Origin of the sequence: Xanthomonas boreopolis (assembly GCF_046529185.1) — a bacterium.
Lineage (GTDB): Bacteria > Pseudomonadota > Gammaproteobacteria > Xanthomonadales > Xanthomonadaceae > Pseudomonas_S > Pseudomonas_S boreopolis.
In genome coordinates this window covers 2,357,690-2,377,170 of record NZ_CP097162.1, presented here as the reverse complement: position 1 = coordinate 2,377,170, position 19,481 = coordinate 2,357,690, and the positions used below count along the sequence as shown (strand labels likewise).

20 protein-coding genes and 1 pseudogene are annotated in these 19,481 nt (G+C 69.0%); 15 read left to right on the top strand and 6 right to left on the bottom strand.

The features are described 5' to 3' along the window. Positions 1 to 15 precede the first annotated feature (15 nt). A complete protein-coding gene (locus tag M3M27_RS10525) occupies positions 16 to 1,527 on the top strand; it encodes an FAD-dependent oxidoreductase (protein WP_434025659.1) in 1,512 nt (503 codons plus the stop codon). Between the two features lie 27 nt (positions 1,528 to 1,554). Here M3M27_RS10525 and M3M27_RS10520 read toward each other — a convergent pair whose 3' ends face one another. Together M3M27_RS10520 and M3M27_RS10515 are read right to left on the bottom strand one after the other, a co-directional pair. Beyond that, a complete protein-coding gene (locus M3M27_RS10520) occupies positions 1,555 to 3,180 on the bottom strand; it encodes a family 43 glycosylhydrolase (RefSeq protein ID WP_434025658.1) in 1,626 nt (541 codons plus the stop codon). A gap of 75 nt (positions 3,181 to 3,255) precedes the next feature. After that, positions 3,256 to 3,897: a hypothetical protein gene (locus tag M3M27_RS10515; protein ID WP_434025657.1), complete on the bottom strand. Its 642-nt coding sequence runs from the start codon at positions 3,895 to 3,897 to the stop codon at positions 3,256 to 3,258. A 145-nt stretch (positions 3,898 to 4,042) separates the two neighbouring features. Between M3M27_RS10515 and M3M27_RS10510 the strand changes: the two genes are divergently transcribed. Next, entirely contained in the window at positions 4,043 to 4,939 is an 897-nt protein-coding gene (locus M3M27_RS10510; RefSeq protein ID WP_140721091.1) for a LysR family transcriptional regulator, read from the top strand. 39 nt (positions 4,940 to 4,978) lie between these two features. On the opposite strand, the gene M3M27_RS10505 is transcribed toward M3M27_RS10510, so the two are convergent. Further along, positions 4,979 to 6,319 (bottom strand): Nramp family divalent metal transporter, encoded by a 1,341-nt coding sequence (locus M3M27_RS10505; protein WP_140721093.1) that lies wholly within the window; start codon positions 6,317 to 6,319, stop codon positions 4,979 to 4,981. Positions 6,320 to 6,442: 123 nt separating this feature from the next. On the opposite strand from M3M27_RS10505, the gene mntR reads away from it, so the two are divergent. From mntR to orn, 3 genes are all read left to right on the top strand, one after another. After that, positions 6,443 to 6,919, top strand: a complete 477-nt coding sequence (gene mntR, locus M3M27_RS10500; protein ID WP_140721096.1) for a manganese-binding transcriptional regulator MntR — start codon at positions 6,443 to 6,445, stop codon at positions 6,917 to 6,919. Between the two features lie 41 nt (positions 6,920 to 6,960). Then, positions 6,961 to 7,416 carry a tRNA adenosine(34) deaminase TadA gene (tadA, locus tag M3M27_RS10495; protein WP_434028002.1) on the top strand — a complete coding sequence of 152 codons (456 nt, stop codon included), beginning with the start codon at positions 6,961 to 6,963 and terminating at the stop codon, positions 7,414 to 7,416. Between the two features lie 77 nt (positions 7,417 to 7,493). Continuing rightward, positions 7,494 to 8,072 carry an oligoribonuclease gene (orn, locus tag M3M27_RS10490; protein ID WP_140721099.1) on the top strand — a complete coding sequence of 193 codons (579 nt, stop codon included), beginning with the start codon at positions 7,494 to 7,496 and terminating at the stop codon, positions 8,070 to 8,072. Between the two features lie 317 nt (positions 8,073 to 8,389). Here orn and M3M27_RS10485 read toward each other — a convergent pair whose 3' ends face one another. Together M3M27_RS10485 and ppsA are read right to left on the bottom strand one after the other, a co-directional pair. Beyond that, positions 8,390 to 9,292: a mechanosensitive ion channel family protein gene (locus M3M27_RS10485; RefSeq protein ID WP_434025656.1), complete on the bottom strand. Its 903-nt coding sequence runs from the start codon at positions 9,290 to 9,292 to the stop codon at positions 8,390 to 8,392. A 128-nt stretch (positions 9,293 to 9,420) separates the two neighbouring features. Continuing rightward, on the bottom strand, positions 9,421 to 11,799 hold the full coding sequence (gene ppsA, locus M3M27_RS10480) for a phosphoenolpyruvate synthase (RefSeq protein ID WP_434025655.1): 2,379 nt from the start codon (positions 11,797 to 11,799) through the stop codon (positions 9,421 to 9,423). 146 nt (positions 11,800 to 11,945) lie between these two features. On the opposite strand from ppsA, the gene ppsR reads away from it, so the two are divergent. The 3 genes from ppsR to M3M27_RS10465 all read left to right on the top strand — a co-directional run bounded on the left by ppsR (position 11,946) and on the right by M3M27_RS10465 (position 13,912). After that, positions 11,946 to 12,767 carry a posphoenolpyruvate synthetase regulatory kinase/phosphorylase PpsR gene (gene ppsR / locus M3M27_RS10475; protein WP_140721108.1) on the top strand — a complete coding sequence of 274 codons (822 nt, stop codon included), beginning with the start codon at positions 11,946 to 11,948 and terminating at the stop codon, positions 12,765 to 12,767. Positions 12,768 to 12,869: 102 nt separating this feature from the next. After that, positions 12,870 to 13,370 (top strand): DUF1249 domain-containing protein, encoded by a 501-nt coding sequence (locus tag M3M27_RS10470; RefSeq protein ID WP_140721111.1) that lies wholly within the window; start codon positions 12,870 to 12,872, stop codon positions 13,368 to 13,370. Between the two features lie 53 nt (positions 13,371 to 13,423). Continuing rightward, positions 13,424 to 13,912, top strand: a complete 489-nt coding sequence (locus M3M27_RS10465) for an NUDIX hydrolase (RefSeq protein ID WP_434025654.1) — start codon at positions 13,424 to 13,426, stop codon at positions 13,910 to 13,912. Positions 13,913 to 14,167: 255 nt separating this feature from the next. Here the strand turns inward: M3M27_RS10465 and M3M27_RS10460 are convergent, their stop codons facing one another. Further along, complete coding sequence (locus tag M3M27_RS10460) at positions 14,168 to 14,935, bottom strand: 3-hydroxybutyrate dehydrogenase (RefSeq protein WP_434025653.1); 768 nt, start codon at positions 14,933 to 14,935, stop codon at positions 14,168 to 14,170. Positions 14,936 to 15,020: 85 nt separating this feature from the next. Here M3M27_RS10460 and M3M27_RS10455 point away from each other — a divergent pair, with 85 nt between their 5' ends. The 7 genes and pseudogenes from M3M27_RS10455 to M3M27_RS10425 all read left to right on the top strand — a co-directional run bounded on the left by M3M27_RS10455 (position 15,021) and on the right by M3M27_RS10425 (position 19,426). Next, a complete protein-coding gene (locus M3M27_RS10455; protein ID WP_177497633.1) occupies positions 15,021 to 15,635 on the top strand; it encodes a CDP-alcohol phosphatidyltransferase family protein in 615 nt (204 codons plus the stop codon). Between the two features lie 136 nt (positions 15,636 to 15,771). Continuing rightward, a pseudogene (phaE, locus tag M3M27_RS10450) lies at positions 15,772 to 16,833 on the top strand (class III poly(R)-hydroxyalkanoic acid synthase subunit PhaE); the annotation flags it as partial. A 5-nt stretch (positions 16,834 to 16,838) separates the two neighbouring features. Further along, entirely contained in the window at positions 16,839 to 17,906 is a 1,068-nt protein-coding gene (locus M3M27_RS10445) for a class III poly(R)-hydroxyalkanoic acid synthase subunit PhaC (protein WP_434025652.1), read from the top strand. Beyond that, complete coding sequence (locus tag M3M27_RS10440; protein ID WP_434025651.1) at positions 17,903 to 18,292, top strand: DUF5329 domain-containing protein; 390 nt, start codon at positions 17,903 to 17,905, stop codon at positions 18,290 to 18,292. The genes M3M27_RS10445 and M3M27_RS10440 overlap by 4 nt, the downstream gene beginning before the upstream one ends. A gap of 40 nt (positions 18,293 to 18,332) precedes the next feature. Beyond that, positions 18,333 to 18,536, top strand: a complete 204-nt coding sequence (locus tag M3M27_RS10435; RefSeq protein WP_140721126.1) for a PspC domain-containing protein — start codon at positions 18,333 to 18,335, stop codon at positions 18,534 to 18,536. Between the two features lie 28 nt (positions 18,537 to 18,564). Next, positions 18,565 to 19,011: a hypothetical protein gene (locus M3M27_RS10430; protein ID WP_177497678.1), complete on the top strand. Its 447-nt coding sequence runs from the start codon at positions 18,565 to 18,567 to the stop codon at positions 19,009 to 19,011. Between the two features lie 196 nt (positions 19,012 to 19,207). Beyond that, a complete protein-coding gene (locus M3M27_RS10425) occupies positions 19,208 to 19,426 on the top strand; it encodes a hypothetical protein (protein WP_140721134.1) in 219 nt (72 codons plus the stop codon). The last annotated feature ends 55 nt before the right edge of the window (positions 19,427 to 19,481 follow it).

The following is a 19,481-nucleotide window of genomic DNA, read 5'->3' as shown; positions in this document are numbered from 1 at the left end:
TGCCAGGAGGATCCCATGTCCACCGCGTTGACCCACCCCCTCTGGAAGATCCGCTCCGAACCGATCCTGTTCACGACCGGCACGCCTCCGCACGTGGACGTGCTGGTGGTCGGGGCCGGCGTGGCCGGACTGGTGACGGCGTTGAACTGCGCCCAGGACGGGCGCTCCGTGGTCGTGATCGAGCGCGACGCGCCCGGCGCCGGCGAGTCCGGACGTTCGACCGCGCACCTGGCCTCGGCCGTGGACGATCGTTATCGGTCGCTGGCGCGCCTGCACGGGAGCGAGGGGGCGCGCCTGGTCGCGGCCAGCCACGCGGCCGCCGTCGACTGGATCGAGGCCTTCGTGCAGGACATCGACGGGCAATGCGGCTTCCGTCGCGTGCCCGGTTACCTGTTCACCTGCAGCGACGACGTGCAGGGACTGCGCGGCGAAGCCCAGGCCGCGGTGCAGGCCGGGCTGGAAGCCGGCTACCTGGAGGAGGGCATTCCCGGCCTGCCGGCGCTGGGCCCGGCGGTGCGTTTCGAACGCCAGGCGCGCATCAACATCGGCCGCTACATCGATGCGCTGGTACAGGCCTGCGCGGCGGCCGGAGTGGTCTTCTTCCGCGGCAACGCGGTCGACGTGAAGGGAGGCGCGCCGGCTTCGGTCGCGCTGCAGTCCGGCCGGACGCTGAGCGCCGATGCGGTGGTGGTCGCCACCAACGTGCCTTTCCACGAAAGGATCGCGATCCATACCAAGCAGGCCGCCTACCGCAGCTACGTGGTGGCCGGCCCGGTCGAGCCCGACGCCTTGCCCGACGCGCTGATCTGGGACGACGGCGATCCGTACCACTACGTGCGCCTGGCCAAGGATCCCGACAGCGGCGCCACGGTCGTCATCGTGGGCGGCGAGGACCACAAGACCGGGCAGAGCGAAGACACCGAGGCCTTCGCCCGCCTGCAGGCGTGGACGCGCGCGCGCTTGCCCGGCGTGAAACGCTTCACCCATGGCTGGTCCGGCCAGATCATCGAGCCGGCCGACTCGCTGGCGTTCATCGGCGCCGACCCGGGCGGCGAGAAGAACGTCTACGTGATCACCGGCGACTCCGGCAACGGCGTGACCCACTGCACGCTGGGCGGCCTGCTGGTCTCCGACCTGGTCGGCGGGCGCGACAACCCGTGGAAGACGCTGTACGCGCCCGATCGCAAGATCGTCCAGGGCGGGCGCGAATGGCTGCGCGAGAACGCCAACGTGGCGGCGCAGTACCGCGACTGGGTGGCCCCGGGCGAAGGCGACCCGGAGACGCTGGCGCGCGGCGAGGGGACCGTGTTGCGCCGTGGCCTGCATCGCGTCGCGGTCTATCGCGACGCCCAGGGCGCACTGCATTCGTTCAATGCGCGCTGCCCGCACATGGGTTGCGCGGTGCGCTGGAGCCCGCAGGGGAAGTCCTGGGATTGCCCTTGCCACGGCTCTCGCTTCGACAAGGAGACCGGCCGGGTGTTGAACGGCCCGGCCAACGCGGCGCTCGCCCCTTGGAAGGAGGCCTGACCCGGCGAACGCCGCATGCCAGGGCGCCTAGGCCGTCCCGTCCAGCGCCCGGTAGGCGAAGTCGCGGATCCGGATGCTGCCCTGGCCGGCACTGTAGATGCCGAGCCTGAGGCTCAGGAAATCGCCGAAGACGTTGTGGTGCATGCCCGACACTTCCATGCGGGTGCCGTAGAGCGTCCAGTGCTTCCCGTCGTCGTGCGAGTAGTGGTAGGTCACCACGTGGTGGTCGTTGGTGAGCCGTATCCGCACGCTGGAGGTGCGCTGCTCCTTCCGCATCCACGGATGCTCGGCGGCGTACTGGAAGCCTTTGACGACGTCCGGCGCAAAACCGATGCCCACGAACGCCTTGTGGTTGTAGAACAGCAGCAGCCCGCCTTCGGCGCCGTCGATCAGGTCGATCGTCACTTCCGCTTCGTAGGCGCGATCGCCCACCAGGCAGGTCAGCGGCGAACTGTCGACCGGCGAAGCGCCGGCCGCCGCGAGCAGCAGGCCCTTGCCGTCGAACCGGGTGCGCCTGGCCTCGTCGGGGCCGGGCGCGTGGAAGCTCCACTGGACGCCGGACCGGTCCTTGGAGAAATCGTCGGACAGCGCGAAGCCCGCCGCGCCCGGCTTGCCTCCGGTTGGCTTGGGAAGCGGGCGCGACAGGTCGCCGCCGCGCGGCCGGAACCAGCCGTCGTGGGTCCATTCGATCGGTTCGAGCAGGGTCTGCCGGCCCAGCGTCCTGAAGCCGTTCTCGTAGCCGTGGTAGACCATCCACCAGTCGCCGGCCGGGCCCTCGACCAGCGTGGCATGGCCGCGCGACCACCACGGTTCCGATTCGCGGGTGGTGCGCACCAGCGGGTTGTGCGGGCAGTGCTCCCACGGCCCGTGGATCGAGCGGGAACGGGCGGCGATCACCATGTGCCCGGTGACCGGCCCGGCGGTCCCGCCGACCGCGGTCACCAGGTAGAACCAGTCGCCGCGGCGCGTCAATTTCGGCCCTTCGGGCGCGAAGTTCTCGACGATCCAGTCGGCCGGGTAGCGCCAGGGGCTGTAGGCGGGTTCCAGTTCGCCATCGGTGGCGAGGCCGTCGTCGCGCAGGCGGATCCGGCGGATGCCGTTGACGAACAGGTAGCGCTTGCCGTCCTCGCCGACGGCATGGCCGGGATCGATGCAGCCCGGGATATGCAGGTCGATCGGATCGCTCCAGGGGCCGCGGATGTCGTCGGCCCAGATCACGTGGATCGACCATCCCTGGCCGGTCGGGTCGGCGGGGATGTACACGTAGTAGCGGTCGCCGTGCTTGCACAGGTCCAGCGCCCAGACCGTACCGAGCGGCTTGTGCAGCGCGGGCCCGATCGGCGCCCAGTTGACCAGGTCGGTGGAGTGCCAGATCACGATGCCCGGGTAGGACAGGAACGACGAGAACGTCATGTAGTAATCGTCGCCGTCCTTGAGGATGGTCGGGTCGGGATGGTCCCCGGCGACGATCGGATTGAGGTAGGTGCCGTCGCCGAGGTCGGCCTTGCGCTGGCCTTCTATCCCGCGCGCCCAGCGCGGCGATGCAGTGGCGGGCTCGCACGGCGGCGCGGCGAGCGCGGTCGAGGCGAAGGGCACCGCGGCGGTACCGGCTACCACGGCCTTGAACAACCTGCGTCGGGTTATCTCTGGCATCCCGCCAGTCTGGGGCAAGTCCCGCGCCGGTGCCAGGCGCAGGATGTCCCGGGACGGCAGGGTGCGCGGCGCCGGTCAGAGCAGGGCCATGCCGTGCTCGTGGCGATGGGTGCGCTGGAGTTCCAGCGCCATCCAGAGCGCGCCGAGGTGGATCACCACCGCCAGTTCGGCGGCCTTGCTGTCGTCGCCGGCCTGCCAGCGCCTCGCGTCGTCGCGGGCCTGGTCGGGCAGCAGCGCCAGCAGGTCGTGCTCGTCCATGTGCTCCACCTGCTCGGCCAGCCGGGTCGCCTCGCCGAAGGTCCTGAGCACGTACAGGCCCATGTCCGCCAGCGCGGCCAGCGCGCCGAGCGCAAGCAGCGCGATGCACAGCCGCTCGGGGAAGAGCGCGCCGCCGAAGCCGGCGTAAGCGGATGCCAGCAGGCCCACGGTCCGCCAGCCGGGGAACGAAAGACGCCGGCGGCGCGGCCAGTTCACGACGCAACCGGTGACCAGGAACGAGGTGCCCGCCGCGGCGGCAGCCAGGTTGGGACTGGCCTGCATCCAGGCCGCGCCCGCGGCCATCGCCGCCAGGACGAGGCCCAGCGGCGGGAGCATCCGCCGGCGATAACTGGCGCCGATGTCGCCAACCAGGCACTTGAGATCGCGGGCGCCGGAGGGATCGCTGTTCTTCACGGTCCTGCCTTCTTCCATCGTGGTGGGCAGGATCGGCAGCGGCATGTCGTAAATTCGTGGGATTGCTGAACGGAGCCGCAGCTGCCTGCCGCCCGGCCGGCGCTCGACGCGAAACGAGGCCGGAACGGTGGTCCTCCGGGGCTCGCATAAGTAAAATGAATCCATCTGGCTCAAATTATTCGAGTTCAGCATGGATATCAGGCAACTCCGGGTCTTGGTCGAAGTCGTGCGCCGTGGCGGGTTCTCCGCCGCGGCGCAATCGCTGTTCGCCACGCAGCCGACGGTCAGCAAGGCGATCCGGCAGCTGGAGGACGAGCTTGGCCTGGTGCTGGTCGACCGCTCGCGCCAGGGCATCCGCCTGACGCAGGCCGGCGAGATCGTCTACCGGCGCGCGCTGGTGCTGCTCGGCGAGCGCGACAACCTGCTGGCCGAACTGGAAGAACTGCGCGGGCTCAAGCGCGGCGAGCTGCACATCGGCCTGCCGCCGCTGGGCAGCGACGTATTGTTCGCGCCGCTGTTCGCGATCTATCGCGAACGCTATCCGCACATCGATCTCAAGGTGCTGGAGCAGGGCAGCCAGGCGCTGGAAGACAGCCTGCGCGCCGGCGAAGTCGAGCTGGCCGGCAGCCTGTTGCCGGTGTCGGAAGACTTCGAATGGCAATCGGTGCGGCGCGAGCCGTTGATGGTGCTGCTGCCGAAACAGCACCCGCTGGCGAGCCAGCCGTCGCTGCGGTTGGACATGCTGCGCGAGACGCCGTTCATCCTGTTCGACAAGGGCTTCATGTTCAACCGCAAGATCATCGAGGCCTGCCAGCAGCACGGGTTCACGCCGCACGAAGCGGCGCGCAGCGGCCAGATCGATTTCATCGTCGCCCTGGTCGCCGCCGGCATGGGGCTGGCGATGCTGCCGCGGATGATCGCCGTGCGCCGCCCGAACCCGCAGGTCGTGACGCTGCCGCTCGAAGACCAGGACCTGGCCTGGCACATGGCGCTGGTATGGCGCCGCGGCGCCTTCCTCTCGCATGCGGCGCAGGCATGGCTGCAGCTGGCGGCCGAGCAGGAAGCGGTATTGAACGCCGGCAGCTAGGGCCTGCGACCGTTTCCGGCCCGGCCGCCGGCGTCGCTGTCAGTGCAGCAGCGTGTCGCCGATCAGCTTCAGGTTGAGCACCACGATCACCGCCGCGATCAGCCAGGCGATGCGCACCAGCCAGCGTGGCGCGACCAGCGCGCCCATCTTCGACCGGTCGGACACGAAGCGCACCAACGGGATCACCGCGAACGGCAACTGCATCGACAGCAGCACCTGGCTGAACACCAGCAACTGCGCCGTGCCCTTCTCGCCGTAGAGCGCGGTGACGACCACCACCGGCACGATCGCCAGGCCGCGCGTGATCAGCCGGCGCGCCCACGTCGGGATGCGCAGGCGCAGGAAGCCTTCCATCACGATCTGGCCGGCCAGCGTGGCGGTGACGGTCGAGTTGATGCCCGAGGCCAGCAGCGCCACCGCGAACAGGGTCGACGCGAGCCCCACGCCCAGCATCGGCGCCAGCAGCTCGTAGGCCTGCTCGATCTCCTGCACGTCGGTGCGGCCGTGCGCATGGAACACGGCGGCGGCCATGATCAGGATGGCCGCGTTGATGAGCAGCGCCAGGGTCAGCGCGATGGTGCTGTCGGCGGTCGCCCAGCGCAGCGCGCTGCGGCGGCCCTCGTCGGTGCGCGGATAGGCGCGCGTCTGCACGATCGAGGAATGCAGGTACAGGTTGTGCGGCATCACCGTGGCGCCGATGATGCCGATCGCCAGGTACAGCGCCTGCGGGTCGGTGACGATTTGCGCGCGCGGGATGAATCCGCCGAGCACGTCGCGCACGGGCGGCGCCGCCATCGCAATCTGGATGGCGAAGCAGGCGAAGATCACCATCAGCAGGGCGATCACGAAGGCTTCCAGCGCACGGAAGCCCCGGTTCATCAGGTACAGCACCAGGATCACGTCGATCGCGGTGATGATCGCGCCGAGCGTGAGCGGGATGCCGAACAGCAGCTTCAGCGCGATCGCGGTGCCGATCACCTCGGCCAGGTCGCAGGCGATGATCGCCGCCTCGCAGAGCAGCCACAGGCCGATGTTCACCGGCCGCGAGTAGTGGTCGCGGCAGGCCTGGGCCAGGTCGCGGCCGGTGGCGATGCCGAGCCGCGCCGACAGGCCCTGCAGCACCACCGCCATCAGGTTGGACAGCAGGATCACCGACAGCAGCAGGTAGCCGAACTGCGAACCGCCGCCCAGGTCGGTGGCCCAGTTGCCCGGGTCCATGTAGCCCACCGAGACCATGTAGCCGGGGCCCAGGAAGGCGAGCAGCCGGAACCACCAGTGGCCGCCGTTCGGCACGGAGACGCTGGCGTTCATCTCGCCCAGGCTGGGCGAGGAGGCGGCCGAGCGGGGCCAGGCCGGGGTGGGGGCGGATTCGGAGGACATGATGCGTACTATATAGCAAATGCTAATTTAGTGAGCATTGGCAATTTCAATCGTAATGATCGGCCGAGTGATCCAAAATAGGCGCACTGGTGCGATGGCCAGGATCGGATACGGGACCACAGGGTGGGCAGAAGCGAAGAAAAGCTCGAACCGGCGGCACCGGCGCTCGTCGATGCGGAACTGCACGTGGAAAGCTTCCGGCAGGTGCGCGAGGCGCACCGGATGGAGCTGATCGAGGACTACGTCGAGCTGATCTCGGACCTGCTGGCGGACGGCCGCGAGGCCCGGCAGGTCGACATCGCCATGCGCCTGGGCGTGGCCCAGCCGACCGTGGCGAAGATGCTCAAGCGCCTGGTCAAGGGCGGCTGGGTGGTGCAGCGGCCGTACCGGGGCGTATTCCTGACCGAGGCCGGCGAGGCCCTGGCCGCCGCCAGCCGGCAGCGCCACCAGACGGTGGAGCGCTTCCTGCTCGCGCTGGGCGTGGACGAGGCGACCGCGCGCCGCGATGCCGAAGGCATCGAGCACCATGTCAGCGAGGCCACGCTGGCCGTGTTCGAGGCGTTCGTGCGCAAGCTGGAAGAGAAGGGAGGCGAGGGGTGAACGCCGTCGTCCTGCCGCAGGCCGGCGACGACGAGCGCTGGATGCGCCACGCGCTCGCCCTGGCCGACCGGGCCGAGCGCGAGTTCGACGAGATCCCGGTCGGCGCGGTGCTGGTCGATCCGGAAGGCCGGATGATCGGCGAGGGCTGGAACTACAACATCGCCAGCCACGATCCCAGCGCGCATGCCGAGATCATGGCGATGCGCGAGGGCGGCCGCCGGCTCGGCAACCACCGGCTGGTCGGCTGCACGCTCTACGTCACGCTCGAACCCTGCGCGATGTGCGCGATGGCGATGGTGCACGCGCGCATCGCGCGCGTGGTGTACGCGGCGCGCGACCCGAAGACCGGCGCCTGCGGCAGCGTGTTCGACCTGATCGGCGATCCGCGCCACAACCACCGCGTGCAGGTCGACCAGGGCGTGTTCGCCGACGAGGCCGGCCGGCGGCTGACCAACTACTTCCGCGCCAAGCGCGGCAAGCCGCCCGTCGTCGATTGAACGCGCCTGGCGCCGGTGCGGGCATTGCATAGCGCTGCGCTATCATGCCGTCCCGATTTCACCGGATAGGCGACACGATGGCCGACAACTCCACGGACAGCGACCGGCTGATCTGGATCGACCTGGAAATGACCGGGCTCGATACCGATCGCGATTCCATCATCGAGATCGCCACGGTCGTCACCGACGCCCAGCTCAACGTGCTGGCGGAAGGCCCGGAGTTCGCGATCCACCATCCGCTGGAGACGCTGCAGGCGATGGACGAGTGGAACCGCAACCAGCACCAGCGTTCGGGGCTGTGGACGCGCGTGATCGAAAGCGACGTCACCCTGGGCCAGGCCGAGGCGCACACCGTGGCCTTCCTGCAGAAATGGATCAAGGCGGGCGCCTCGCCGATGTGCGGCAACTCGATCTGCCAGGACCGGCGCTTCCTGCACCGGCAGATGCCGCGCCTGGAGCGCTACTTCCATTACCGCAACCTCGACGTTTCCACGATCAAGGAACTGGCGCGGCGCTGGGCGCCGGCGGTGCTGGAAGGCGTGACCAAGACGTCCAGCCACACCGCCTTGAGCGACGTGCACGATTCGATCGCAGAACTGCGCCACTATCGCCGTTTCATGGGCGAACTGGCCGGAATGCCCGCCGCGCCGGTTTGAGCCGTCCCGATTGCTCTTGCCCGGCCGCTCCTGGTAGTCCGATTGCTCTTCGTGGGAGCGGCTTCAGCCGCGACAGGGCCTTACCGAGATCGACGCCTGGTCAGCATCGAATTTCAGCAGATGCTCCGGCAACGTCGTCCCCGCGCAGGCGGGGACCTAGTGTCTTTCCGCGGTAAAGCCTCAAGTCGCTGGGTCCCCGCCTGCGCGGGGACGACGGGCGTCTGCTGATCAGGATGTTGGTAAAGCTCCATCGCGGCTGAAGCCGCTCCCACAAGAGCCGCTCCCACAAAAACGGCTCCCACGAGGCCGATGGCGGATCAGTTGGGCTTGCTGTCGCGCACCAGCGCCTCGACGCTGGTGCGTTCCCCGTCCTTGCCGTGCAGGTAGAGGTGCATGTCCTGCTGCGGGTACGGGATGTTGATGCCGGCCCTGTCGAAATCCAGCTTGATCTGCTCCAGCAGCGCGACCTTGGCGGCGAACCAGTCCGGCGTGTTCACGAAGCAGCGGATGCCGAGGTTCACGGCGTTGTTCCCGAGCTCGTAGACCACCACGTCCGGCTCCGGCGCCTTCAGCACGCGCGCGTCGGCCTGCATCGCCTCGAGCGCGACCTTGCGGGCGAGGCGGATGTCGTCGTCGTAGCCGATGCCGATCACCAGCTCCACGCGCCGCGTCGGCTGCGCGGTCAGGTTGACGATGGCCGAGGCGGTGATCAGGTTGTTGGGGATGGTGAAGATCTGCTTGTCGGCGCCTTCCAGCACGGTCTGGAAGATGCGGACCTCGCGCACGGTGCCGGTCTGGCCGGCCACGGTGACGGTATGGCCGACGTGGAACGGCCGCAGCGTCACCAGCATCACGCCCGAGGCGATGTTGGACAGCGAATCCTTCAACGCCAGGCCGATCGCCAGGCCGGCGGTGCCGAGCACCGCGAGCAACGGCGAGATCTGCACGCCCAGCGTGGCGATGGCGAGGATGACCACGATCACCAGCGAGGCGATGTAGGCGATGTTGCGCAGGAAGCTGCCCAACATCGGGTCCACGCCCACGCGCGCGGTCGCGCGCGGCACCGCGTTGGCGATGCGCTTGGCCAGCCACAGGCCGACCAGCAGCAATACCAGCGCCGACAGCGCCGGGACCCCGTAGGTCTCGAAGATGTGCTGCCAGTCCAGGCGGTGGAACCAGGACGTGGCGGCGGGCAGGCTGGATACGACGCTTTGTGCCATGGAGGGCTCCTTCTGCGGGAGGGTTTGCAGGACGGTTCCGTGGAACGGCGGTCCCGAGAAACGCGAAGCCCCGCATGGCGGGGCTTGCGTGCGGCCAATCTAGCGACCGTGGCGTGACGGAGGCGGTATCAGGCGCTGGCCTTGCGCTTGGCCAGGCGCAGCCAGGTATCGACCACGGTGTCTGGGTTCAGCGACACCGACTCGATGCCTTCCTGCATCAGCCACTCGGCCAGGTCCGGATGGTCGGACGGGCCCTGGCCGCAGATGCCGACGTACTTGCCCTTGGCGCGCGCCGACTTGATCGCCATCGACAGCAGCTTCTTCACCGCCGGGTTACGCTCGTCGAACAGGTGGGCGACGATCGACGAGTCGCGGTCCAGGCCCAGGCTCAGCTGGGTCAGGTCGTTGGAGCCGATCGAGAAGCCGTCGAAGATCTCCAGGAACTCGTCGGCGAGCAGCGCGTTGGACGGCACCTCGCACATCATGATGATCTTCAGGCCGTTCTCGCCCTGCTTCAGGCCGTTCTGGGCCAGCACCTCGATCACCTTGCGGCCTTCTTCCAGGGTGCGCACGAACGGGATCATGACCCAGAGGTTGTCCAGGCCCATCTCGTTGCGCACGCGCAGCACGGCCTTGCACTCCAGCGCGAAGGCGGCGGCGAAGCTCGGGTCGACGTAGCGGCTGGCGCCGCGGAAGCCGATCATCGGGTTCTCTTCGTGCGGCTCGTAGTTGCTGCCGCCGATCAGGTTGGCGTACTCGTTGGACTTGAAGTCCGAAAGGCGCACGATCACCGGGTTAGGCGCGACCGAGGCGGTGAGGGTGGCGATGCCCTCGGCCAGGCGGTTCACGTAGAAGCCGACCGGGTCGCCGTAGCCGGCGATCTTCTCGTCGATCTTCTTCTTGGTCGCCGCGTCCTGGCGGTCGTATTCCAGCAGCGCGTTCGGGTGGATGCCGATGTGGCTGGCGATGATCATTTCCAGGCGGGCCAGGCCGATGCCGGCGTTCGGCAGCTGGCCGAAGTCGAAGGCACGCTCCGGGTTGGCCACGTTCATCATGATCTTCAGCGGCGCCGGCGGCATGTTGCCCAGGTCGGTGGTCGCGCGCTCGAAGCCGAGCTTGCCCTCGTAGATGAAGCCGGTGTCGCCTTCGGCGCAGCTGACGGTGACCAGCTGGCCATCCTCGATCACCTGGGTGGCGTTGCCCGAGCCGACCACGGCCGGCACGCCCAGCTCGCGGGCGATGATGGCCGCGTGGCAGGTGCGCCCGCCGCGGTTGGTGACGATGGCCGAGGCGCGCTTCATCACCGGTTCCCAGTCCGGGTCGGTCATGTCGGCGATCAGCACGTCGCCCGGCTGCACGCGGTTCATGTCGTCCAGCGACTTGACCACGCGGGCCACGCCGGCGCCGATCTTGGCGCCCACGGCGCGGCCTTCGGCCAGCACCTTGCCGCCCTTCTCGGTCAGCGCGAAGCGCTCGATCTGGGTGGCGTGGCTGCGCGACTTCACCGTCTCCGGGCGCGCCTGCACGATGAACAGCTTGCCGCTGACGCCGTCCTTGGCCCACTCGATGTCCATCGGGCGGCCGTAGTGCTTCTCGATGACCAGCGCCTGCCTGGCCAGCTCGTGCACGTCCTCGTCGCCGATGGAGAAGGTGGCGCGCAGGTCCGCCGGGGTGTCCTCGACCCGGACGCGTTCGCCCGGGACGTCCGAGTACACCATGCGGATCGCCTTGCTGCCGAGCGAGCGGCGCAGGATCGCCGGCTTGCCGGCCTGCAGGGTGGGCTTGTAGACGTAGAACTCGTCAGGGTTGACCGCGCCCTGCACGACCATTTCGCCCAGGCCGAAGGACGAGGTGACGAACACCACGTCGCGGAAGCCGGACTCGGTGTCCAGGGTGAACAGCACGCCGGAGGAGCCCACGCCCGAGCGCACCATCAGCTGCACGCCGGCCGACAGGAACACGTCCTCGTGCTTGAAGCCGTGGTGCACGCGGTAGGCGATGGCGCGGTCGTTGTACAGCGAGGCGAACACTTCCTTGACCTTGTGCACGACGTCGTCGGCGCCGGTGACGTTGAGGAAGGTTTCCTGCTGGCCGGCGAAGGAGGCATCAGGCAGGTCCTCGGCGGTGGCCGAGGAGCGCACCGCCACGGCCACGTCGCCGCCGCCGTTCTCGGCGCTGAGCTTGGCGTAGGCGTCGCGGATGTCCTTGTCGAGGTCGGGCTGCAGCGGCGCGTCGATCACCCAGCCGCGGATTTCCTTGCCGGCGGCGGTCAGCGCGGCGACGTCCTCGACGTCCAGCGTGGCCAGCTTGTCGTAGATGCGCTTGGACAGGTCGTTGTAGGCAATGAACGCCTTGAACGCCTCGGCCGTGGTGGCGTAGCCGCCGGGGACCGAAACGCCCAGGCCGGCCAGGTTGCCGATCATTTCGCCGAGCGACGAATTCTTACCGCCCACGCGGGCCAGGTCGGCCAAGCGCAGTTCATGCAACCACAGGATGTTCTCGTTCAAGCGCGATGCTCCGTTTGACCATCGCCCGATGGGCCGGGCTGCATGGCCGCGTCCGTAGGAAGAACCGCTATGATGCAGTGCACAGCCGAGCCCGCACAAGCTTGATTACAGGGCATTCCGGCGTTCCAACAGGGAGATTTCGCCCGATGTCGACGATCCGGCCGGTGTTCTACGTATCCGATGGAACCGGTATCACCGCTGAAACCATTGGGCACAGCCTGCTGACCCAGTTCAGCGGTTTCAGCTTCGTCACCGACCGCATGTCGTTCATCGACGATGCAGACAAGGCCCGCGAGGCCAGCCAGCGGATCCAGGCCGCCGGCGAGCGCTACCAGGTGCGCCCGATCGTGGTGAATTCCTGCGTGGACCCGGCCCTGAGCATGATCCTGGCCGAGAGCGGGGCGCTGATGCTGGACGTGTTCGCGCCCTTCATCGAGCCGCTGGAGCGGGAGCTCAACACGCCCCGCCATTCGCGGGTCGGCCAGGCGCACGGCATGGTCGATTTCGAGACCTACCACCGCCGCATCAATGCGATGAACTTCGCGCTCAGCCACGACGACGGCGTGGCCTTGAACTACGACGAGGCGGACGTGATCTTGGTCGCGGTTTCGCGCGCGGGCAAGACGCCGACCTGCATCTACCTGGCGCTGCACTACGGCATCAAGGCGGCCAATTACCCGCTCACCGACGAGGACCTGGAAACCGACCGGCTGCCGCCGCGGCTGCGTCCGTATCGCAGGAAACTGTTCGGGCTCACCATCGATCCGGAACGGCTGCAGCAGATCCGCCAGGAGCGGCGCCCGAACTCGCGCTATTCCGCGCCGGAGACCTGCCGCCGCGAGGTGGCCGCGGCCGAGCGCATGTTCCAGGTCGAGCGCATCCCGACCCTGAGCACCACCCACACCTCGATCGAGGAAATCTCCAGCAAGGTGCTCACCACCTTCGGGCTGCAGCGCGAGATGTTCTGAGCGGGCGCCCCGGAAACGCCCGGGGCGAGTGATCACCGTAGGCCCACGGGGGCAGGGCGTCAATCCTGCCGTTGACGCAGTGCAGCGTGTAGGATCGACCCCATGCACAACGTCCCGGCCCGCTACGAACGCATCCCGCGCCTGAGCCAGTTCGGCTGGCTGATGGGCCTGTATGCGGAAAACTACGTGCACCTGAACCGCCTGTTCGCCCCCGGCGACCTGCCGGAAGGGTGCTACCTGTCCAGCGTCGGCGACGGCCTGGACGTGCGGCTGGAGGTGATCGAGCGCCATCGCTACACGGTGGAGCTTCGCCTCACCTACGACTTCTGCGATCCGCTGACCGGCGAGCCCGATCCTTCCGCGTTCGTGCGCGTGTATCGCGACGCGCGCCAGGCCGAGACCACGCACTGCTACGTCGGCCGCCGCTGGCAGGACGTGATCGGGCTGTACCCGCCGCCGCGCGAGCTGATCAGCCACCGCATGCGCATGAACACCTTCCTGGGCAAGTGGCTCGAATACCTGGCCGACCAGGGGCACGGGCGCGCGCGGCTGCGGCCGGCCGGCGACGTCGCCGGGCTGGCGCTTCCCGCCTCGCTGGCCTGATTCGCCGGCCGGGCGGGTCGGGCATACTGGCGGTTTTCCGCCGGAACGACCGCATGCCGTACACCCCCATCGTCGCCACGCTCGGTTACGTGCTCTCGCCGGATGGCCGGCGTGTCCTGATGATCCACCGCAACGTCCGCCAGGGCGACCACCACCTCGGCAAGTACAACGGGCTCGGCGGCAAGATCGAGCCGGAAGAGGACGTGCTGGCCGGGATGCGCAGGGAGATCCTGGAGGAAGCCGGGATCGAATGCACCGCCATGCGCTTCCGCGGCACGCTGAACTGGCCGGGCTTCGGCAAGCATGGCGAGGACTGGCTGGGCTTCGTGTTCGTGGTCGATGCGTTCGAGGGCGAGCCGATGGAGGCCAACGCCGAAGGCACGCTGGAATGGGTCGAGCTCGATCGGCTGCACGCGTTGCCGATGTGGGAGGGCGACCGGCACTTCCTGCCGCTGGTGTTCGACGGCGACCCCCGGCCGTTCCATGGCGTGATGCCGTACCGGGACGGGCGGATGCTGTCGTGGGCCTACTCGCGGCTGTGACGCCTTGTCCACAGCCGGTGTGGACGCGTGCCTGGCAAAACTGTGGATAGGCGTCGCAACCACCTGATTGCAAAGGCCGCCTGGCAGGATTGGCGAAAAAGTCGCCAGTCGCGGAGTGAGGGCCTTCACGTTTTCCACAGGGCCTGTGGATGAAATCTGGGCAAGTCTGTGGACAACCGCCCGCAGGCCCCGCCAGACAACGTTGTCAAGATGGGTGGCGAAAAAATGACCGGGATGGCGGTCGGTCCGTCCGCGCTACGTCGCGGTCCAGCCGCCGTCCAGCGCGAGGGTCTGCCCGGTGATGTTGCGGGCCGCGCGCGAGATCAGGAAGGCGACGCTGCCGGCCAGCTCGTCGTACTCGATGAAGACGCCTTTCGGCATCGGCTTGAGCATGACGTCGCCGATCACCGCGTCCTCGGCGATGCCGCGGGTGCGGGCCTGGTCGGCGATCTGCCTTTCCACCAGCGGGGTGCGCACGTAGCTGGGGCAGAGCGTGTTGATGGTGATGTCGTGGCGCGCGGTTTCCAGCGCGATCGCCTTGGAAAAGCCGACCAGCCCGTGCTTGGCCGCGACGTAGGCGCTCTTGTACGGGCTGGCCACCAGCGAGTGGATGCTGCCGATGTTGACGATGCGGCCGAAGCCGCGTTCGCGCATGCCCGGCAGCACCGCCCGGGTCAGGCGCGCCACCCCGGTCAGCATGACCTGCACCAGCAGGTCCCACTGCTCCATCGGGAATTCCTCGAGCGGGGCGACGTGCTGCAGGCCGGCGTTGTTGACCAGCACCTCCACCGGCCGCGAGAGGCCGGCCAGGGCCTCGGCGACCGACGCGTCGCGGGTCACGTCGAGCGCCACCGCCTCGGCGGAACCGCCGTTCGCCGCGATCTCGCCGGCGATCTGGCGGGCCGCGGCCAGCGACAGGTCGCTGGCCACGACGTGGTGCCCGGCCCGGGCCAGCTCGCGGGCGATGCCGGCGCCGATGCCGCTGCCGGCACCGGTGATCAGGAGGGAACGCGGAGTGGTCATCGTGGGGGCTCCTTGGACGGGTTCGAGGTTCGCCGCCAGGACCCGGTCGCGCTACCCTGTCGGCGATTCCGACGAACAGGTTCGCATGAAACGCCATTTCTCGATGCTGCGCGATTTCCAACTGGCCGACTGGTTCACCCTGGCCAATGCGTTCTGCGGCACCGGGGCGATCTTCGCGGCGATGCGGTTCCTGCAGGACGGGCACCGCGGCGACCTGCTGTTCGGCATGGCGCTGATCCCGCTGGCGTTCATCTTCGATGCGCTGGACGGCCGCGTGGCGCGCTGGCGCAAGTCGTCATCCACGCTGGGGCGCGAGCTCGATTCGCTGGCCGACGTGATCTCGTTCGGCGTGGCGCCGGCATCGCTCGCCTATGCCTGCGGCATGCAGGGCGGCTGGGATTGGCTGGTGCTGAGCTATTTCGTCTGCTGCGGCGTGAGCCGGCTGGCGCGCTACAACGTCACCGCCGAGGAGATCGCCGGCGGGGACGACAAGGTGCCGTACTTCGAGGGCACCCCGATCCCGACCAGCCTGGCGCTGGTCATCGTGCTGGCGGTGGCCGCCTCGCTCGGCCGGACCGGCGAGGCGCTGTGGTGGGGGCAGTGGCAGCTCGGCCCGTGGCAGCTGCATCCGCTGGTGCTGCTGTTCGCGCTGTCCGGTTCGCTGATGATCAGCAAGACGCTGAGGATTCCCAAGCCGTAGGGCCGGCGCCGCATCCCGCGGCATGTCGGCCGCCGGGCTCGCATGGCCACCGGCCTCACGGCCGCTGCATCGCCTCCATGAAAAAGTGCACGACACGCCCTAGCATGGGCAGTACGAGGATCCACCGAGGCCGACGATGACAACCAAGGGTTCCGAGAGCGATTTCGAGGCGCTGGCCCGGCAGTACTGGAGCGCCTGGGGCGAGGCGCTCAGGCAGACCGGTGCGCGCACGGCCGAAGCGAAGGCCGAGCCGTCGCCCCCCGGCGACGACGCCGGCGGCTGGCGGCAGGCGGTGGACTGGTGGACGCAGCTGCTGCCGGGCGACGGTTCGCCCGCGGCGCAGGAGGCTGTCGAACGCTTCCGCAACCAGGCCGGGGACTGGCTGGGCACGATGCAACAGGTCGCGGCGCGTTTCGCCGGGCGCGACGCCACGAGCGCGGAGGTCGCGCAGGCCTGGCGCGAAGCGGTCCAGGCCCAGGGCGAGCGGCTGATGCAGTGGACGCTGGGCGCGGCGCGCGGCGATGCCGCCCCCGGCGGCGACCCGTGGTTGCAGGAAGCGGCCCGGGTGATCGAGAAGTGGCGGCGCGACAGTGCGCCCTGGCTGGACATGCCGGCCTTCGGCCTGGGACGCAACCACCAGGCGCGCTGGCAGGCGCTGGCGCGCGCGCAGCAGGAGTACCAGGAACGCTCGCAGGCCTACGCGGCGCAACTCAAGGATGCGATCGAGCGCGCCTTCAAGCTGTTCGAGTCGAAGCTGGCCGAGCACGAAGGCGCGGGCAGCCAGCTGACCAGCGCCCGCGCGATGTTCGACCTGTGGATCGAGGCGGCCGAGGAGGCCTATTCGGCGGTGGCGCTGTCGGAGGAGTTCCGGACCGTCTACGGCGCGTTCACCAACGCGCAGATGCGCCTGCGCGCGGCGCTGCAGCAGGAAGTGGAGCAGATCAGCGAGCGGCTGGGCATGCCGACGCGCTCGGAGATGGACGCCGCGCACCGCCGCATCACCGAGCTGGAGCGGCTGGTGCGGCGCATGGCGGCCGGCAAGGACCGTGCGCCGGACGACGCGGACGAGCCGGCGCCATCGGCCACCCAGGCCAAGGCGCGCAAGGCCGCGCCGCGCGCCGGCGGCGCCGACGGGCCCGGGCCGGCCGAGCGACGGTCCCGGCCCGGCAAGGCGGCCGGCTCCGCGCCGGGAGGGAAGCGGCGATGAAAGGCCCGCTGGGCTTCAATGCCGACGATCTGCTGCAGGAAACGCTCGCGCTGCAGCGCAAGCTGCTCGAAGGGCTGCGCGTGCTGCCGGGCGTGGACGACGTGCAGTACGGCGCCACCGAACGGCAGGAGGTATGGCGCGACGGCAAGGTGGTGCTCTATCGCTTCGTCGGCGACAAGCCGCCGACCTCCAAGGTGCCGCTGCTGATCGTCTACGCCCTGGTCAACCGGCCGTACATGGTGGACCTGCAAGCGGACCGTTCGCTGGTCAAGGGCCTGCTCGCGCTGGGCGAGGACGTGTACGTGCTCGACTGGGGCTATCCCGACCGCTCCGAGCGCTATCTCACCCTGGAGGACTACCTGCTGCGTTACATCGACGGCGCGGTGGACCATCTGCGCGAGGCGCATGCGGCGAAGGCCATCGACATCCTCGGCATCTGCCAGGGAGGCACGTTCTCGCTGTGCTACGCCTCGCTGCGCAGGCGCAAGGTGCGCAACCTGGTCACGATGGTGACGCCGGTGGATTTCCACACGCCGGACAACATGCTGTCCAACTGGGTGCGGCTGGTGGACGTGGACCTGTTCGTCGACACGATCGGCAACGTACCGGCCGACCTGATGAACGCGAGCTACCTGATGCTCAAGCCGTTCCGGCTCAACCTGCAGAAGTACGTGGGATTGCTCGACATCCTCGACGACAAGCAGGCGCTGGAGGATTTCCTGCGCATGGAGAAGTGGATCTTCGATTCGCCGGACCTGGCCGGCGAGGCGTTCCGCGAGTTCATCAAGAAGTTCTACCAGGCCAACGGCCTGGTGCAGGGCGGCATCGAGATCGGCGGGGAAAGGGTCGACCTCGGCAGGCTCGACATGCCGATCCTCAACCTCTACGCCGAGCAGGACCACTTGGTGCCGCCGGACGCCTCGCGTGCGCTGCGCGGGCGGGTCGGGACCCGCGACTACACGGAGCTGGGATTCCGCGGCGGCCATATCGGCATCTACGTGTCCGGCCGCGCGCAGCGCGAGGTTCCGGCGGCGATCCACCAATGGCTCGCGCAGCGCTCATGAACCGGCGGCGCACCTATGGGGCGATCGTCGCGCTCGGCGCGCTGGCGTGGACGGGCACGGCGGGCGCCGAGCCGCCGGCGCAGGCGCAGCGCGAGATCCGTTCGCTGATGGACGCGCTGCCCGCCTCGGGCTGCCGCTTCCAGCGCAACGGCAAGTGGTACGACGGCGGCGCCGCGCGCGACCACCTGCAGCGCAAGTACGACTACCTGCTGCGGCGCGGCCTGGTCGACGGCCCCGAGCAGTTCATCGAACGCGCCGCTTCGCGCAGCAGCGTCAGCGGGAAGGCCTACCGGGTGGCCTGCCCGGGCCAGCCGGAACGCACCGCCGCCGAGTGGTTCGGCGAACGCCTGCAGGGCCTGCGCCGTCACGGGACGGTTTCGCCGTAGCGGCTACATTCTCCCCGTACCCGCAGATGGAGCCGACTTCATGAGCCAGCCTGCCCGCACGCTTTCACGTTCCGTCAACGACCGGATGATCGCCGGCGTGATCGGCGGCATCGCGCACCGGTTCGGGTGGAGCCCGACGCTGCTGCGCGTGCTGTACGTGATCGTCTCGATCGCGTCGGCGGCCTTCCCGGGCATCCTCGTGTACCTGATCCTGTGGCTGTTGATCCCGAACGAGGCGGACTGAGGCCGCGGCCCGCATGCGCAAACCGGTCCTGCGTGGCCTGCAATGGCTGGGCGCGCTCTGGACGCTGCCGAACAGCCTGCTCGGGCTGGCGTTGGGCGCCGTCGGCCTGGCCGGCGGCGCGCGGGTGCGCTGGAGCGCGCGCGAGCTGGCGCTGGTGTTCGAACGCTGGCCCTGGGGACCGGGCGGCGCGCTCACGCTGGGCAACGTGATCCTGCTCAAGGGCGAGTCGCTGGACCTGCGCTGCAGTACCTACGAGCACCATGCCGGACGCTGCCGGCATCCTCCGATCCGGCTGGGCGACCACGAGCGAGCCCACGTGTTCCAGTACCTGCTGCTGGGGCCGCTGTTCCTGCCGGTCTACCTGGCCTGCGGCGGCGTCAGCGTGCGCAATCCGTTCGAGCGCGCCGCCGACCACTATGCGCTGCACGGCCATGGCTGGTGGCCCGGATCGAGGCGTTCGCCCGGCGCGGAATGAACCGGACGGTCCCGTTCGCGGACGTGCGTCCGGCCATGCGCCCCGGGCGCCCGCAGGGCCTTTCCGCGCGTCGCGGCATCGCCACGCGCGTCATCAATGCGCAAACAGCCGGCGTTAACCTGCGTCTAGAAGGTCCTCACGGCAGACTGTCTATGCTGCCGCTCGTTTTTGGAACATCGCAGTGAGTAGGTGAGTCATGTCGATCGTCCTGTACGTCGGTGGCAGCAAGGATGGCGAGAAGGGCGTGGTGCCTTATGGCTTCAGCAAGACCGTGGCGATGAGCGAGGCCGGGCGCGAGGTGTACGTCGAGCGCGTGCTCGCGCTGGAGGAAATCGGCAAGGTGCGGGTGATGGCGCTGGAGTCGATGGCCGAGAGCATCGTGGTCCAGCGCACCGCCGGGCATTACGGCCGCTGAAGCGGCAGGTCGGCGCGCCGCTGTCAACGGGTTTCCCGCTCCGGGTCGCGCTGCG

Bases quoted from the DNA above. Each gene is read 5' to 3' on its own strand.
- M3M27_RS10470 (WP_140721111.1), top strand. From the start codon at position 12,870: ATGCACAACGTCCCGGCCCGCTACGAACGCATCCCGCGCCTGAGCCAG.
- ppsR (WP_140721108.1), top strand. From the start codon at position 11,946: ATGTCGACGATCCGGCCGGTGTTCTACGTATCCGATGGAACCGGTATC.
- M3M27_RS10520 (WP_434025658.1), bottom strand. From the start codon at position 3,180: ATGCCAGAGATAACCCGACGCAGGTTGTTCAAGGCCGTGGTAGCCGGT.
- M3M27_RS10435 (WP_140721126.1), top strand. From the start codon at position 18,333: ATGAGCCAGCCTGCCCGCACGCTTTCACGTTCCGTCAACGACCGGATG.
- orn (WP_140721099.1), top strand. From the start codon at position 7,494: ATGGCCGACAACTCCACGGACAGCGACCGGCTGATCTGGATCGACCTG.
- M3M27_RS10465 (WP_434025654.1), top strand. From the start codon at position 13,424: ATGCCGTACACCCCCATCGTCGCCACGCTCGGTTACGTGCTCTCGCCG.
- M3M27_RS10505 (WP_140721093.1), bottom strand. From the start codon at position 6,319: ATGTCCTCCGAATCCGCCCCCACCCCGGCCTGGCCCCGCTCGGCCGCC.
- M3M27_RS10485 (WP_434025656.1), bottom strand. From the start codon at position 9,292: ATGGCACAAAGCGTCGTATCCAGCCTGCCCGCCGCCACGTCCTGGTTC.
- M3M27_RS10525 (WP_434025659.1), top strand. From the start codon at position 16: ATGTCCACCGCGTTGACCCACCCCCTCTGGAAGATCCGCTCCGAACCG.
- M3M27_RS10440 (WP_434025651.1), top strand. From the start codon at position 17,903: ATGAACCGGCGGCGCACCTATGGGGCGATCGTCGCGCTCGGCGCGCTG.
- M3M27_RS10455 (WP_177497633.1), top strand. From the start codon at position 15,021: ATGAAACGCCATTTCTCGATGCTGCGCGATTTCCAACTGGCCGACTGG.
- tadA (WP_434028002.1), top strand. From the start codon at position 6,961: ATGCGCCACGCGCTCGCCCTGGCCGACCGGGCCGAGCGCGAGTTCGAC.
- M3M27_RS10510 (WP_140721091.1), top strand. From the start codon at position 4,043: ATGGATATCAGGCAACTCCGGGTCTTGGTCGAAGTCGTGCGCCGTGGC.
- M3M27_RS10425 (WP_140721134.1), top strand. From the start codon at position 19,208: ATGTCGATCGTCCTGTACGTCGGTGGCAGCAAGGATGGCGAGAAGGGC.
- M3M27_RS10460 (WP_434025653.1), bottom strand. From the start codon at position 14,935: ATGACCACTCCGCGTTCCCTCCTGATCACCGGTGCCGGCAGCGGCATC.
- M3M27_RS10445 (WP_434025652.1), top strand. From the start codon at position 16,839: ATGAAAGGCCCGCTGGGCTTCAATGCCGACGATCTGCTGCAGGAAACG.
- M3M27_RS10515 (WP_434025657.1), bottom strand. From the start codon at position 3,897: ATGCCGCTGCCGATCCTGCCCACCACGATGGAAGAAGGCAGGACCGTG.